The 13,934-nt window shown below is 59.9% G+C and carries 17 protein-coding genes and 2 pseudogenes; 8 read left to right on the top strand and 11 right to left on the bottom strand.

What is annotated here, in order from left to right:
- The first annotated feature begins 8 nt into the window (after positions 1–8).
- The 3 genes from ACFQJB_RS05530 (at position 9) to ACFQJB_RS05520 (ending at position 1,583) form a co-directional block, all read left to right on the top strand.
- Positions 9–785 carry an alpha/beta fold hydrolase gene (locus ACFQJB_RS05530; protein ID WP_379724859.1) on the top strand — a complete coding sequence of 259 codons (777 nt, stop codon included), beginning with the start codon at positions 9–11 and terminating at the stop codon, positions 783–785.
- Between the two features lie 128 nt (positions 786–913).
- Complete coding sequence (locus ACFQJB_RS05525) at positions 914–1,183, top strand: AbrB/MazE/SpoVT family DNA-binding domain-containing protein (protein ID WP_379724856.1); 270 nt, start codon at positions 914–916, stop codon at positions 1,181–1,183.
- Between the two features lies 1 nt (position 1,184).
- Entirely contained in the window at positions 1,185–1,583 is a 399-nt protein-coding gene (locus ACFQJB_RS05520) for a PIN domain-containing protein (protein WP_379724853.1), read from the top strand.
- A gap of 83 nt (positions 1,584–1,666) precedes the next feature.
- Here the strand turns inward: ACFQJB_RS05520 and ACFQJB_RS05515 are convergent, their stop codons facing one another.
- The 6 genes from ACFQJB_RS05515 to ACFQJB_RS05490 form a co-directional block, all read right to left on the bottom strand.
- The gene (locus tag ACFQJB_RS05515) at positions 1,667–2,578 is read right to left on the bottom strand and encodes a 1,4-dihydroxy-2-naphthoyl-CoA synthase (RefSeq protein ID WP_379724850.1); all 912 of its coding nucleotides are present in this window, start codon (positions 2,576–2,578) and stop codon (positions 1,667–1,669) included.
- A gap of 2 nt (positions 2,579–2,580) precedes the next feature.
- A complete protein-coding gene (locus tag ACFQJB_RS05510) occupies positions 2,581–3,387 on the bottom strand; it encodes a response regulator (RefSeq protein ID WP_379724847.1) in 807 nt (268 codons plus the stop codon).
- Positions 3,388–3,495: 108 nt separating this feature from the next.
- The gene (locus ACFQJB_RS05505) at positions 3,496–4,329 is read right to left on the bottom strand and encodes an ion transporter (RefSeq protein ID WP_379724844.1); all 834 of its coding nucleotides are present in this window, start codon (positions 4,327–4,329) and stop codon (positions 3,496–3,498) included.
- Between the two features lie 95 nt (positions 4,330–4,424).
- Entirely contained in the window at positions 4,425–4,799 is a 375-nt protein-coding gene (locus ACFQJB_RS05500) for a hypothetical protein (protein ID WP_379724841.1), read from the bottom strand.
- Positions 4,800–4,871: 72 nt separating this feature from the next.
- On the bottom strand, positions 4,872–5,852 hold the full coding sequence (locus ACFQJB_RS05495; RefSeq protein WP_379724838.1) for an ArsA family ATPase: 981 nt from the start codon (positions 5,850–5,852) through the stop codon (positions 4,872–4,874).
- Positions 5,852–6,148: a hypothetical protein gene (locus ACFQJB_RS05490; RefSeq protein ID WP_120100213.1), complete on the bottom strand. Its 297-nt coding sequence runs from the start codon at positions 6,146–6,148 to the stop codon at positions 5,852–5,854. The genes ACFQJB_RS05495 and ACFQJB_RS05490 overlap by 1 nt, the downstream gene beginning before the upstream one ends.
- A gap of 125 nt (positions 6,149–6,273) precedes the next feature.
- Between ACFQJB_RS05490 and ACFQJB_RS05485 the strand changes: the two are divergent.
- Positions 6,274–7,477 (top strand): annotated as a pseudogene (locus tag ACFQJB_RS05485) (CobW family GTP-binding protein).
- On the opposite strand, the gene ACFQJB_RS05480 reads toward ACFQJB_RS05485, so the two are convergent.
- Both ACFQJB_RS05480 and ACFQJB_RS05475 read right to left on the bottom strand, forming a co-directional pair.
- A complete protein-coding gene (locus ACFQJB_RS05480) occupies positions 7,478–7,681 on the bottom strand; it encodes a hypothetical protein (protein ID WP_120100275.1) in 204 nt (67 codons plus the stop codon).
- Positions 7,682–7,767: 86 nt separating this feature from the next.
- Positions 7,768–8,085, bottom strand: coding sequence for a hypothetical protein (locus ACFQJB_RS05475; RefSeq protein WP_379724834.1), 318 nt, complete (start codon positions 8,083–8,085; stop codon positions 7,768–7,770).
- Between the two features lie 57 nt (positions 8,086–8,142).
- On the opposite strand from ACFQJB_RS05475, the gene ACFQJB_RS05470 reads away from it, so the two are divergent.
- Positions 8,143–8,358: a hypothetical protein gene (locus tag ACFQJB_RS05470; protein ID WP_379724831.1), complete on the top strand. Its 216-nt coding sequence runs from the start codon at positions 8,143–8,145 to the stop codon at positions 8,356–8,358.
- A gap of 10 nt (positions 8,359–8,368) precedes the next feature.
- Here the strand turns inward: ACFQJB_RS05470 and ACFQJB_RS05465 are convergent, their stop codons facing one another.
- On the bottom strand, positions 8,369–8,587 hold the full coding sequence (locus tag ACFQJB_RS05465) for a hypothetical protein (RefSeq protein ID WP_379724828.1): 219 nt from the start codon (positions 8,585–8,587) through the stop codon (positions 8,369–8,371).
- A 68-nt stretch (positions 8,588–8,655) separates the two neighbouring features.
- Between ACFQJB_RS05465 and ACFQJB_RS05460 the strand changes: the two genes are divergently transcribed.
- Positions 8,656–9,264, top strand: coding sequence for a hypothetical protein (locus ACFQJB_RS05460; RefSeq protein WP_379724825.1), 609 nt, complete (start codon positions 8,656–8,658; stop codon positions 9,262–9,264).
- Positions 9,265–9,339: 75 nt separating this feature from the next.
- On the opposite strand, the gene ACFQJB_RS05455 is transcribed toward ACFQJB_RS05460, so the two are convergent.
- Both ACFQJB_RS05455 and pth2 read right to left on the bottom strand, forming a co-directional pair.
- On the bottom strand, positions 9,340–11,229 hold the full coding sequence (locus ACFQJB_RS05455; RefSeq protein WP_379724822.1) for a carbon starvation protein A: 1,890 nt from the start codon (positions 11,227–11,229) through the stop codon (positions 9,340–9,342).
- A gap of 199 nt (positions 11,230–11,428) precedes the next feature.
- Positions 11,429–11,767, bottom strand: coding sequence for a peptidyl-tRNA hydrolase Pth2 (gene pth2, locus ACFQJB_RS05450; protein ID WP_379724819.1), 339 nt, complete (start codon positions 11,765–11,767; stop codon positions 11,429–11,431).
- A 107-nt stretch (positions 11,768–11,874) separates the two neighbouring features.
- On the opposite strand from pth2, the pseudogene dcd reads away from it, so the two are divergent.
- Positions 11,875–12,228: pseudogene (gene dcd / locus ACFQJB_RS05445) on the top strand (dCTP deaminase); the annotation flags it as partial.
- Complete coding sequence (locus ACFQJB_RS05440) at positions 12,214–13,896, top strand: dCTP deaminase domain-containing protein (protein WP_379727968.1); 1,683 nt, start codon at positions 12,214–12,216, stop codon at positions 13,894–13,896. The pseudogene dcd and the gene ACFQJB_RS05440, both read left to right, overlap by 15 nt.
- Positions 13,897–13,934: the final 38 nt, after the last annotated feature.

Raw genomic sequence — 13,934 nt, 5'->3', positions numbered from 1 at the left:
TTGTTTGCATGGAAACGGTCACCACAGCAGACGACACCGAGATCGCCTTCGAACGCTACGGTGATGGCCCATCACTGATCGCCCTGCATGGGAGTGCCGCCACCAGCGAAAGTCTCCAGCCGATTGTCTCTCAACTCGCCGGTGACTACACCGTCATCGTCCCGGATCGCCGCGGTCGAGGGGCCAGCGGCGACGGCGACGGGTACAGTCTGGATCGGGAGGTCGCCGATCTACAAGCTCTCGTCGACGCCGTCGACGGCGAGCCGGTAGTTCTGGCCCACTCCTTTGGCGGGCTGGTCGCGCTGGCGGCCGCGCCAACGCTGGATATCAGTCGACTCGTCCTGTATGAGCCGGCAGTCACAGTCGGCGATGGAGCCGATCCACCGCTGAGTGCGCAGGTGCGATCGGTGGCTGACGAGGGCAGCGAAACCGAGGCGATGCGGCTGTTCTTCGAGGCCGGCAGTGGGATTCCCGACGTGACGGCGATGCCGTGGTGGCCCGAACAGATCAACATGGGCTGGATCGACACGGTGATCCGAGAACTGGAAGCCGTCGAAGCCTTTGAGCTGCGGGCACTCGATTTCGAGATCCCAACGCTTCTGCTGACCGGCGAGCATGGCCCACAACACCTCGCCGAGGGAGCCCATGCCGTCGCCGACGCCCACCAAGAGAGTCGCCTCATCGAAATCGAGGGGGTCGGCCATCTTGGCCTGTTGTCGGAGCCGGAGCATGTGGCGGAGTTAGTGACGACGTTCGTTGACGATCCTGCTGTTGTCGGGCAATAGCGGCCGCGTGACTTTTTCGCAGGTGGCCGTCCTCGACAGCTATTGACTGTTCTGTAGTGGTCAGCTCTACGTCGACACCCCCAATTATACGGGAAAATATTACGTGAGACACGGTCGTACTACTATTCATGGGAACAACAGCCGACGAGCGGGGACGGATCTACCTCCCGAAAGATGTGCGGGATCGCTACGGGGATCGCTACCGGATCGTCGAACTCCCGACCCATGTCGTGTTGTTGCCAGTCGATGACGACCCGATCGAAGGGCTTCGAGATGCCGTCGGCGATGCGTTCGCAGACATCGACCACGATGATATTGAGGGAGAAGCGATTACGACGGCGACAGCCGAAATAGACGCCGAGATCGACGACCGCGAACGCCGGGCGTCGGAAAAGTAGAATGTACGTCGAAACCGACTTTCTGCTCGGTCTTGCGAAACAAGACGACTGGCTACAGGATGCCGCACACAACTCATTGGAGGAGTACGAGGAGATTCACACGTCAATCACTGCCTACACCGAGTTTCTCATGCTGGCATACGATGAAGAGACTGCCGACTACACCGTCGATGTCGGTCGTGTGGTTGCCAACCTCGTTGAGTTAGTTCCTGTCAGACCGCAAGAACACGAAGAAGCGGTACTCACCGCTTCCGTACTGGCCGCTGAGCAGGAGTTTACGCCGTTCGACGCGATCCATGCCGGTATTGCGATTGTCACCGACGAATCAGTGCTATCGACCGAGCAGGATTACGATACCATCGAACTCGATCGACTTCCGCTCGACGAACTCGGTTCGTAATCGGGTGACAGAGTTCAGGACGATGCCACCGCGGCAATGTATCTCCTCGATTCAGCTGACTGCCGAACGATTGTTTATCTACCTCAGTAATGCCACGGGAACTCGTCGAAATCTGGCTCCCGATCCTCTAAGAACGCATCCCGGCCTTCCTCCGCTTCGTCGGTCATGTAGGCCAGCCGCGTCGCCTCGCCGGCAAAGACTTGCTGGCCCATCATCCCGTCGTCGGTTGCGTTGAACGCGAATTTCAACATGCGCATCGCTGTCGGGCTCTTCGCTGTAATCTCCGCGGCCCACTCCAGCGCCACATCCTCAAGTTCGTCATGCGGGATCGCTTCGTTGACCATCCCCATGTCGGCGGCCTCCTCGGCGGAGTAGGTTTTGCCACGGAAGAACACCTCTCTGGCTTTCTTTTGGCCGATCTGTTTGGCGAGATATGCCGAGCCAAAGCCACCATCAAAGGAAGCCACATCAGGGTCAGTCTGGAGGAATTTGGCGTGCTCGTCGCTGGCGAGTGTGAGATCACAGATTACGTGCAGCGAATGGCCGCCGCCGACCGCCCAGCCCGGCACCACCGCGACGACGGGTTTCGGCATCGTGCGGATGAGCCGCTGCACTTCCAAAATGTGGAGTCGACCCGCCTTGGCCTGTTGGACGGCTGGATCATCGTCCGCACCCGCCTCATCGTCGTCGCGGTACTCATAGCCAGAGCCACCCCGAACCGACTGGTCGCCGCCGGAGCAGAACGCCCAGCCGCCATCCTCTGCGGGGCCGTTGCCGGTCAGCAGCACACAGCCGATGTCGGCCTGTTTCCGGGCGTGATCGAGGGCGGTGTAGAGTTCGTCGACTGTGCCGGGCCGGAAGGCGTTGCGCACCTCGGGGCGGTCGAAGGCGATCCGCACCGCCGGCACGTCGCTGCCGCGGTGGTAGGTAATATCGTCGAACGCGAAGTCGGCGACCGCTTCCCAGCGGTCAGGATCGAAGAGAGCCGAAACCATACTCACAGATGCGGCGGCGACGACAAAAAGCCAGCCGATCGGTCAGGGGAATCAGCCACGTTCGGCTCGTCGCCGCTGAGATCACGAACGAATGCGAGGACGCGCTCCTGCCCGCCGATCGTCGTGCGTTCAAGGACGACTTCGACCGGGAACGTCTCGCCGTCGCTGGTCTGGTCGCGCCACGTGAACCGTTGGGGCTCGCCATCGGCGGCCTCCTGAATCTTGTTGCGACCAGTCGCGGCCTCGTATGGTGGTTCGCCAGCGGAAAAATCACCGACGGTCATCCCGATGACCTCCTCGCGGTCATAGCCGAGCCGCTCACAGAAGTGACGGTTGGCGTCGACGATTGCACCGGTCTCGGGATCGTGGACGACCAAGCCAGCGGGCACCTTTTCGAATATCTCCCGGTAGTCGCGTTCAGCGCGCCGCCGGGCGACCGCCTGCTCGATCCGCCGAACCAGGAGTTCGTACTGTTCGGTCGTGGCGTCCTTCTGGATGTAGTCAGTCACGCCGGCTGAGATGGCGTCGCTGGCGACCGCCTCGCTGCCCTTGCTCGTATACAGGATAAACGGCAGGTTGGGGTACTCCGCTCGGAGGTCGGTGAGGAACTCGATCCCGTTGCGGCCGGGCATCTGGTAATCGGAGACGACACAGTCAGGCCGGTCGGCGGCGATCCGATCGAAGGCTGCGTTGGCGTCGGCAACGGTCTCGACGGTGATCGAAGCAGCCTCGCGTTCAAGACCCCGCCGTGTCAACGCCGCAAACTGGCTGTCGTCTTCGACGTGGAGCACGGTAATCGGGGCCAGCATGAACTATCAGGGTATTGCTACCTGCCGGTATAAAAATCGACCTTCTCAGAATGATCGTGTGTGACGAGTACAGCGGCGAGAAAAAACCAAAATACCGGTGGTGACCCGCTACGGTGACTGTCGTCGACCACCGCTGTCGCTGTCGGTCTCATGATGATCGTCCGTTGATGCTGTCTCGGGCTGTAATCGACGGCCACACCGTCGGCAGTATCGATCGGTGCCGGCGACAGCCGTCCCACAGCGAGGGCAGTTGTCTCCATCCTCGTCAGCCGTCGATTGGCGAAGCCGGGTTGCCTGCCACGGAATCAGGACGAATCCGACCAACACGGCCAGCACAGTGATCCACCGGCCGGCGACAGTCACCGGGATGATATCACCAAAGCCGACCGTCGAGACGGCGATGACGGTGTAGTAGAATGCGTCACCGAAGTTCGAGATAGCGGGATTGACGCCACCCTCGACGGCGTAGATGAACCCGGTCGACAGAAAAAAGATCAGAAAGATCGTCACTGAGAGCTCCAACCGGCGGACGGCCCGGATCGAGAGCCGACGGCCGAGAAGTTGCTGTTCGTCGATTAACAGTCGCAGAAATCGGAAAATGCGGAGCGTATGCAGTCCCCGAAGAAAGCCGATCCCGATCCCTTGAGTCACCAACACAGGCACCACCGCAAGCAGATCGAGCACGGTGTAGGGGTTGGTGATCTCCGCCCGCGGATCGTCGGCTGCCCGAATACGAATCCCATACTCGCCGAGAAACACGACAGCGAGGCCGATCTCGGTGGTGCGGATCGCCGCAAGCCACGCCACCGGCATATCGTACGTTGAGGCGATATACAGCAGCACAAACACGGTGTTCAGCGCGTAGAGGGCGGCGTTGGTCGCCCGCCCAGCCGGGGTTGTGCGATCCCGAAGCAGGAAGGCGATCCGGTCAATGAAGGCCACCAGTGTCGACACGATTTGAGTATCGCTGTGGGGCCACCTGATTGTTGTGGCTACACTGGTGTGTGAGGCACCAATCGTCTTCGGCTGATTGTCGCTCAGTTGGCATCAGATGACTTCTCATCCAGCGATTCACTGTCGAGTGCACCAGCCGCTGATTCCTCCTTCGGTGGTTCAACGAGGCTGCTGTCGCCTTGGGCGCGGAGCATCGCCTCCTGGAACACCTCGCCGCGGTCGCGGTTGGCCGCGGTGACACGGTGGTCGACCATCCAGCCGTCATCCTCGTAGACGGCAACGATCGCGGCGGCTTCTGTCTGGACTAACACCCGTTCGGACACCTCCCGGCCACCATGGGCTTCGGCCGTGATCGGAATTGCCGTCAGGATCGCTTCATGGCGCTCCAGATCAGCCAACGCGGTAGTTGGCACCGGGCTGTCGGGGAAGGTATCGAGCACCGCTCCCTCATCGAGCATAGTTGCAGTGTATTGATGGGTAGAACTCAAATCCTGTGGATCCTATCGATGCCTGTGGCCGACTGCTGCGTACTACTGCTCTGCCGCTGATGGCGGGTCAACGGTGGTGTCGATTTCGATCTCATCGGCGACCGCTGCCAACAGATCACCTTTCACCTCGGCGGTTCGAGTTTCGATTGTCGCAACAAGCTCCGGAGCAAACTCCTCACGGACGCGGGTAAGTCGCTTGGATTCTGTCGCGATCCGGTCGCGAAGATACTGCGCACCGCGGCCGGTTTCATCGTCATCCGGGGCGGGTGTCAGCTTGTTGGCGATGAGGCCACGAACCGACAGATCGCTTGCTTCGAGATCACTGATCGCCCGCGCTGTTTCGTTGAGTGAGAGTTCATCAGGGTTGAATACGAGGAAGAAAGCTGCATCTGACCGAAGTGTTTCGCCGGCGAACTCAAAGAAAGATTTCCGCTCCTGTAGCTGCGCTAACACCGGATCACCCTCCATGACGCGTCGCGGTTCGTTGTTCCCGACGGCTGCTTTCTCGAAGAGGTCGATGCTGACTTTCCGTTTCTGCATCAGCCGGTCGATCCAATCTTCCAGCAACTCCGGCAACCCGAGCAGCCGAAGTGTGCTCCCAGTTGGGGACGTATCGAAGACAACGCGGTCATACGGCTCAGCATTCCGCATCACCTCGACGAACCGATCGAACAGTGCTGCCTCGTAGGCTCCTGGTGTCCCATGAGCCATCTCCAGTTGGCGGTTGATCTCCGAGACCATCGCCGTTGATACCTGTTCGGACAGCTGTTGTCGCAGCTCGTTGAGATGGCGAGTGACCTCGTCGTCCGGATCGATCTGCATCGCCCAGAGATTCTCGACGCCGTCGACCGGGGTGGCCTCATCGCCGAACGATTGATCGAACACGTCGCCGACCGAGTGTGCTGGGTCGGTTGAAACCACCAGCGTGTCGTGGCCGTCACGGGCACACTTGAGCGCGTAGCTGCTGGAGACCGTCGTCTTGCCGACCCCACCTTTGCCGCCGAAGAAGACAAACGGTTCCATCAGAAGTGATACTGCTGTCCCTTCCGTTCGACATACGAGTCACGATCCCACAGCCGCCGTTCCCACCCCTCAAACTCAGATTCAAGATACGGGAGCAGCTCGGCGGTGTAGTATGACACCGGCGACGGGATGCCAAACGCATCGGGGAAACACGCAAGCATGAATGCGTCTTCCGTGTCTTCGGCCTCCTTTTCGACCTTTTCATATGCCGGATGGGTGATCATCCCGTGGTAGAGCCCGCGAAGCCACTGCTTCAGCGTCGTCCGAAATCGATCGATCTGTTCAGCGAGTCGCATACCGACTATCATGACAAACAACAATTAAAATCTGATGCGGATTCACCACCGCTTGGACACACCACCGTGCACTGAGCACGCAGTTCTGGGTGAGAGTTAACGGGATCGGCCTGCTACGACGCGGCATGAGCGATGTGATTCCGGTGACACTCCTCTCTGGAAGTCTTGGCGCGGGAAAGACAACACTGGTGAATCACCTGCTGTCGACAGCCGACGACACTGAGCTTGCGGTGTTGGTCAACGATATGGGAACGGTCAACGTTGATGCCGAACTCGTCGCCGACGGCTCGGAGCTCGATATTGACGACGGTGTCGCGGAGCTGTCGAACGGCTGCATCTGCTGTGAGCTACAGGATGATCTTGAAACCGCAGTCGTCAGACTGCCCAGGATCGGTCATTTGATCATCTCGTGGTGGAGCCGTCGGGCATCTCCGAGCCAGCCCCGATCGCACAGTTGTTCACGACCGAATCACGCGTCGCCGCCCTGTACGATGTTGACGCCATTGTCACCGTCCTCGACACCCCACTGTTTCTCGACCAGTTCAGCGACACCGCGGTGCCGGAACGCCGGGGCACCGACGCCGATCGACCCCTGTCGGATCTGCTGGTCGAGCAGGTGGAGCTCTCAAATGTCGTCCTGTTGAATAAGGCCGATCAGTGTACCGACGACGAGTTGACCGAGGCCCGGTCGCTGGTTGGGGGCTCCAGCCCACTGCCACGCAGATCGAAACCACGTTTTCGGCCGTTGAGCCCGATCGACTGCTCGGAGTCGATCGCTTTGCTGCCACGGCTATCGATTCACTACCAGGGTGGCAACGAGCACTGTCCGAGGAGGAAGCCGAACATACCCACGATCACCACGCCGAACAGCACGACGGGCACACCCATCCCGACGAGGTGTACGGCGTCTCGTCGACGACCGTCTGTCATCACCAGCCGGTGTCCCCAGATCAGTTTGCGAGATTTCTCCGAGAGTTGCCCACAGGCGTGATTCGGGCGAAAGGAACCGTCTGGATCGCCGGCAGTGACACCCGGATCACGATCAGCCAAGCGGGGCCATCGATCACAGCGACCGCACAGGGGCCGTGGATCGCCAGCCTCCCAGCCGTTGACCGTGAGATGTACCGATCAAACCGCCCCGACTTACCGTGGCATGATGAGCACGGCGACCGTCGCACAGAACTCGTTTTCATCGGCACCGACTACGACGAGACAGCCATTGAGACAGAGCTAACAAACACGTTCGTTGACACAGAGACAGCTGTGGCATCGGAGACGCACCCGTTTCCGACTGAGGCGGGCGAGGAGACTGTTCTCAGAGCACCCTGATCAGCAGGCACAGTCGCGCCCGGTGGCCCGTTCAAACCGCATCTCCGCGCCACAGTCCGGACACACCGGCTCGCCGTCTACCTCGACATCACGGATGCGATTGGCACAGTCATCACACCAGTAGGCTCCAGTGGAACCATCGTCCGGACGATCGGTGGGAGACGGCGAGGAAAGCGCGTCAGTTAGCGACTCAATGAGTCCCATAGCGGGTGTGTTCGTAGCCACGGATACAATGATACTGGTGCTGTGTAGGCTCGCTGCACAACCGATGAGCGGCCCAGACCGCCGGATCAGACGATCAGCGGGATCGCAAGCCCGACGAACACGACCGCAAGGATGACCATCAACTGGAAGAGTCGTTCGGCGCGCAACCCGACCGACAGCGCGCGGTCAACAGCCGGCTGGGCCGTCCAGATGTGTCGGTAGTAGGCGACGCCGGCGGCCACAGCGGTTAGCCCGATCGAGGCTGATAGCGCGACCGACAACGGGGCGCCAAGGGCCTGCCCGTACAGCGGCCCAAACGAGAGCAACATGAGGGCCGCAAGCCCGGAGACGACGACAAATGGAACCGGATCAACGGCGACGCCGTCACGATTAGAGAGGTGCATACTCCCTGTAGGGGCGGCGGCATCAAAAACTAAGTGTCAAACGAAAAATGATGTGATATGAGTGCTGATGACGGTGGGTTTGGCGAGGGGATCGCGACATCCGATGGCGATCCACGTGTACTCCTTGGGCTGAACGCTGTGTTGTCGACGCTGCTCGGCTGGACGCTCATCGGCGGTCTCTCGTTTCTTGATGTGGTGGCGTTTTCGATCATCAACGTCGCAACGGCAGCGATCATCGTATTCACGCTCACCTATGCGGTGACGATGGCGTAGGTGACACCCGTTACCGATTGTAGGTCAACTGTTGGGCGACCTCATTGAGCCGAGTCGTCACCCGTCCGAGCCACGCCCCGGGAGCAACCCGGCTGAGGGCGGTCTCGGAGATCTCGATCTGATCACCGGTGAGTGGGTCTCGATCCGCGTTCGACTCGTCGTCGGCAACGGCGTTAACAACGGTCGACATCGAACACCGACCACAGGCTTCAGTTTGTTTATCACTCATTAGTGATGGTGTAGGCTTTACGATACTTAAATCTCCCCGCCGGGTTTTTGTATCTACTTTCTGTGTAGGTGGCTGTGAGCAGAGAGGCCGAGGAGGTACCAGCGGCGATCCGTGAGGCCGTTCCCGAGTGGGACGACGAGTATCTATCAGCGGTTGCCGGACGACTGTTGTATAACTACGATCTCGAAAAGGACTATCAGGCGGCCGGGCGGCAATGGCAACTATACGGGGAGTTTCGTGCCAAAACCCAAAAGCAGTTTTTCCATCCGGCATTGAGTTATGCCGATCATGAGACCGAAGAGCACCTGTTTGTCCAGCGGATCGATCGGCCAACCGTCGAGACGTTGCAGACGTTCGTTGATGAGGGCCATGATCTTGCTGATGCCTGGATCGAACCGAATGAGGAACATTACGGCACCGACCTCACGTTCGTTGTCGTCGCTGAGACCATCCCGGATGCAGTCGCCGACTACGTATCGGACTTCCGGGATCGAACACTGCTGAAGTTTGGCTACTACGGTCACTACGAGGTGAATCTCGTTGTTGTGGCTCCCGATGCCGAGAACTGTGTCGCCAGCCAGACAGCCGATACCGCGGCAGCCTTCCGGCTCTGGGAGGATGTCCCGGACTCGGATGAGGGCTTGCTCTCACAGGTTGCAAAGCGGTTCTGGCGATAGCACCGCGACCGACACGAATCCACACCTATGACTCCAGGGATCACGCCATTTCACGAAAAATAGCGGAGAGACAGCTTAATCGTCGCTCGGATTCACCGCGGCACGGTCGGTTCCGGATCGCACCTCGCGGATGTTTTGGTAGCCGATACGCACTAACGACAACGCGAGGGTAATCAACACCAACCCAAGGATGGCTTGCACCGCCGAGGACGCGAGTGCTTCTGCCGCAAGTGGCTCCTCAAGCGCGCCGGTGAAATGGAGATAGAGGTTGCTGTACAGATTCTCGTAGAACACCAACCATGCGAGTCCAAGCACCGTGATGGTGACCATCAACGCCATCGGGACACCGGTGGTGGCGAGTTGTTTTGTCGCATCCCAGTTGGCGATCCAAACGGTTCCTGTGAGCAAGGCGAGGGCAGCCAACAGCTGGTTGGCACCACCGAACAGGGCCCACAGCGTCACCCATTGGCCGGACACGACGAGCAGGTAGGCTGGAATGGTTTGTACCAGCGGATTGGTGTAACGGCCACGGGCAATTGAGCCGATTTTGTCGAGCAGGGTGTCTTCCTGCATCGGATTGAGCCCTGTGTCAGTCTGGCCGGCTGGGAGTCCGACAATCTCTTCCATCATGTAGCGGCCGAGGCGAACCGCTGTGTCCGTTGAGGTCAGCAGGAAGCTAACGAGGACGAGTGCCATAAACACGGCACCAACCGTTTCAGGGATACCGAGACTCGTGAGGATGATCCCACCACCGGAGGCGAAGTTCGGGAGTGCAGCACCGATCCCGCCGGCAGGATCTGCGAAGCCCCACACGGCGAGTGCTGACAGAGCGACCGATGCGAGCAGCCCCTCTCCGAGCATCCCGCCGTAGCCGATCAGTCGGGCGTCGGTCTCTTTGTTCAGCTGCTTGGCTGTCGTTCCCGAGGAGACCAGCGAGTGGAAGCCGCTGATCGTCCCACAGGCGATCGTGATAAACAGCAGTGGGAACAGCGGTAAGAACACGCCTTCAACGCCCCAGAAGCCGTTGAACGCCCCAAGCGAGGAGTCGATCACGAGCGGCTCGGTTGCCGTCCCCAGCAGCGTCCCGACGATGATCGCAATGACCGCACCGCCGACACCTGCGTACAGCAGGAATGAGGAGAGATAATCTCGGGGCTGGAGCAACATCCAGACCGGCAGTGCGCTGGCGATGGCGGCGTATACCATCACAACTGGGATCCATGCGGCCGTGTTGGCACCGAGTGCTGCCGCGCCAGGCACCCACTGACCGGCACCGCCCAACAGGACGGTTACACCGAGTTCTGCCGTCCGTTCGGCGGTCGGCTCAAACAGGGCGATTGGATACTCCATCCCGACCCAGACGGCACCGAACACACCCGCAACGAAGACAACGGTGCCAGGGATGAATGGGCCATCAAACTGGTACAGATAGAGGCCGAACAGGAGTGCTAACGCGATGTAGACGGTGGACGCTGTCGACACCTCTGGATACGCGTTAAACACGATGCCAACGACGAGCGCAAACACCGCCACCACGAGGATGATCGTCAGGAAGGCGAACCACAGCAACATCTGTTTGCCACGGCCACCGACATATTCGCCGATAATGTATCCGATCGACTTCCCTTCGTGGCGGAGCGATCCCGACAGCGAAATGAAGTCATGAACGGCCCCCATCAACGGGTTCCCGATCGCAATCCACAGCAGTGCGGGTACCCAGCCCCACACCGCGCCGGCCGTGATCGGGCCAACGATGGGAGCTCCACCGGCGATACTTGAGAAGTGATGCCCAAGCAACACCGGCTTCTTTGAGGGGACATACTCCTGTCCATCCTCATACTTGTGTGCCGGTGTTTCCGCGTCCTCGTCCAGTTCAACGAACTGTGACAGGTACCGTGAGTAGCCGAGATATCCCACGGTGAACGTTACCAATGCTGCAACGATGATCCAGATCACCTGTGTCATTCGGTAACACCATTACTGTGAACAGTTTATCATTACTTAGTCCTTACCCAACTTTAATGAACTAATATGTTCTCATCCGGGCTGACATCCCGATTTTTACTGATATTTCAGATTCCATCGACACAATCACCAACTACCACCTGCCACCTAACAGACCCAACAGCGAAAATCAGTTGCTGCGCGCTGCTCGGCGTTGCCGTTAGTACAGCGAGAGATGGCCGGTGATATCGTCGACCTGCTCGGCATCGCCGGGGCCGACGGCGACCGTCGTCGCGGTTCCTGAGTCGAGTTGTGTATGGCCGGCATCACGGATGATTGCGTTCGGAAGCCCCTTGACGCGTGCTGCCTCGGCCAACTCGAACAGCGCGTCCTCGCCGGCGACCTTGACAACGACCTTCTTTTGGCCGCCACCTTTCCATGCCTTGCGCGTTTTTGCGTCGGTATCCTCGTAGGCCGATAGCGACGCGTGGGCGACTTGGGCGGCGAGTTTGCCCTGTCCCATCCCGAGATCGGTGCGGGCAGCGATGACCTGTTTCATACCCTGTGTTGCGATGGCGTCGCCAAGAGGCTGTGGATCGACGAGCCGAGCGATACCCGCTGGCGGATTACGTTGGTTTTTAGCCGGCTGCCCGCACTCTGAGAGGCATGATCCTCTCGGATACCGATCTCCTCGAACGCTTAGGCGAGGGCGACCTCGTCGTCGACCCCATCGACGACCTCGATACCCAAGTCCAACCGGCAAGTATCGATATGCGCCTCGGCTCCGAATTCCTCGAATTCCAGCGCACTAACATCCCCTGTATCCACCCCGACCGCGCCGACGAGGTCGACGAGTACGTCCGAGAAACCTACGTCGAAGAAGGCGAGGAGTTCATTCTGCACCCTGGTGATTTCGTCCTTGGCACGACGAAAGAACGCGTCGAGATTCCCTCCGACCTCGTTGCCACCGTTGAAGGCCGCTCATCGCTGGGTCGGCTTGCGGTTGTGGTTCATGCATCGCTGCCGTACGACGAGGAGGTCTTCCTCTGGACGCCGGCCGACGGGTTTGGCTTCTACGAAATCGGCGAGATCGTTGAGAACGAACAGCCCGCACATGCCGTGTCATTCGATCCAAAGACGCTGCGCGTCAGTACCCACCGCGTCTCCGACTACATCGAAAACCCGACGAAACGCATCTACCGCGTCGAACTCGAATCCGGCCGCGAGGTGCTGGTCACACGCGACCACAACCTGTTTACACTCGATGAATACGGCGGCGTCACCCGGATCGAAAGTGAGGCCGCCGAGGGCGAACTCGTCATGACGCCGAGAGAACTCCCTGAAACCGAGACCGAGACGGCGACGATTGATCTCCTCGAACGCCTCGACAACGACGAACTCACCGTCTACGCGTCCGACGGCCTCGGCTCGGTCGATTGGGAGTCGGTTCCGCAGGGTTCGGAAGACCACTATCAACAGCAGTCAAGCGCGCCGGCAAGCGCGGTCACACCGACGGCTGCACCCGACGATCTTGATGTCGCATTCAAACAGAGTACACTCCGGCTCCCCCGCCAACTGCCCATCACCGAAGAGTTCGGCTGGTGTCTCGGGTTCTATATCGCCGAGGGGTACGCCCGCCGGAAACAGGTCGTCGTCAACAACCAAACCGAAGCGTACGTCGAACGATTTGCCAATTTCTTCGATTCGTGGGACGCCTCGCTGTCGTGGGACGAACGGGAGAACGGTGTGACCGCCGTCACCGTCTGCTCGGCACTCTGGTCAGCAATCGTCCGCGACCTCTGTGGGAGCGGCAGCGAGAAGACGATCCCGGATGCAGCATGGGACTGGCCGACACCCGTTCTCGAAGCCCTCTACGAAGGGTTGATCGACGGCGATGGCAGCAGACGTGAGAGTCGGGATACCTTGTACACGGCCAATTCGGAGTTGGCTAATCGCGCCGCGTATCTCGGCACGCGACTCGGCTACAACACCTCGATGTACAGCCGCGACCGCGAGATGTACATCGAGCCGAGCGATTGCCACAACGAGATGACCGAGTGGTGTGTTGATTTCTCAACCGACGCCCACAAACGCGGCCAGTACGTCCCGACACCGAGCGCGCTGCTCCGGGAGTACCGTAACGAGGCCGGTCTCACGATGGCCGAGGCGGCTGATGCGATGGGCTACAACTCGAAATCGAGTATCTCGAACGTCGAGAACCGCGAGTACGAGTCCGTCAAGCGTAACACGCTCGAACGGTTCCGCGAGGTCTATGCCGAGGCCGGCGTCGATACCGCCCGCCTCGATGACCTGCTCGACGGCGATATCGTCTTTGACAAAGTCATCGCCGTTGAGAAAACCGACCGCGTCGAGCCGACCTACGACCTCGAAGTCCAGCCGCGCGGCCGAGTTATTGAAAACTTCCTCGGCGGCCGCGGCGGCATTTTCCTCTCCAATACTGCGGGCTTCGTGGATCCGGGGTACCGGGGGCAAATCACGCTCGAACTCTCGAATCTCGGTGCTGCGCCGGTCGCGCTGTCGCCGGGAATGCGCGTCTCCCAGCTCGTCTTCACCGAACTCAAGTCCGACTCAACGCGGCCCTATGGGGCCGAACGCGGCTCGAAATACCAAGATCAGGATGGGCCGAAGGCCTCAAAGATTCAGGACGACCCCGAATTCGAGCTTTGAATCCCGGATGAACCACAAACCACGACACTGATATCCGT

Source organism: Halonotius sp. GCM10025705, assembly GCF_042662885.1.
GTDB classification, from domain to species: domain Archaea; phylum Halobacteriota; class Halobacteria; order Halobacteriales; family Haloferacaceae; genus Halonotius; species Halonotius aquaticus.
The sequence above is the reverse complement of the archived record's forward strand: the minus strand, read 5'-3'. Positions and strand labels throughout refer to the sequence as shown.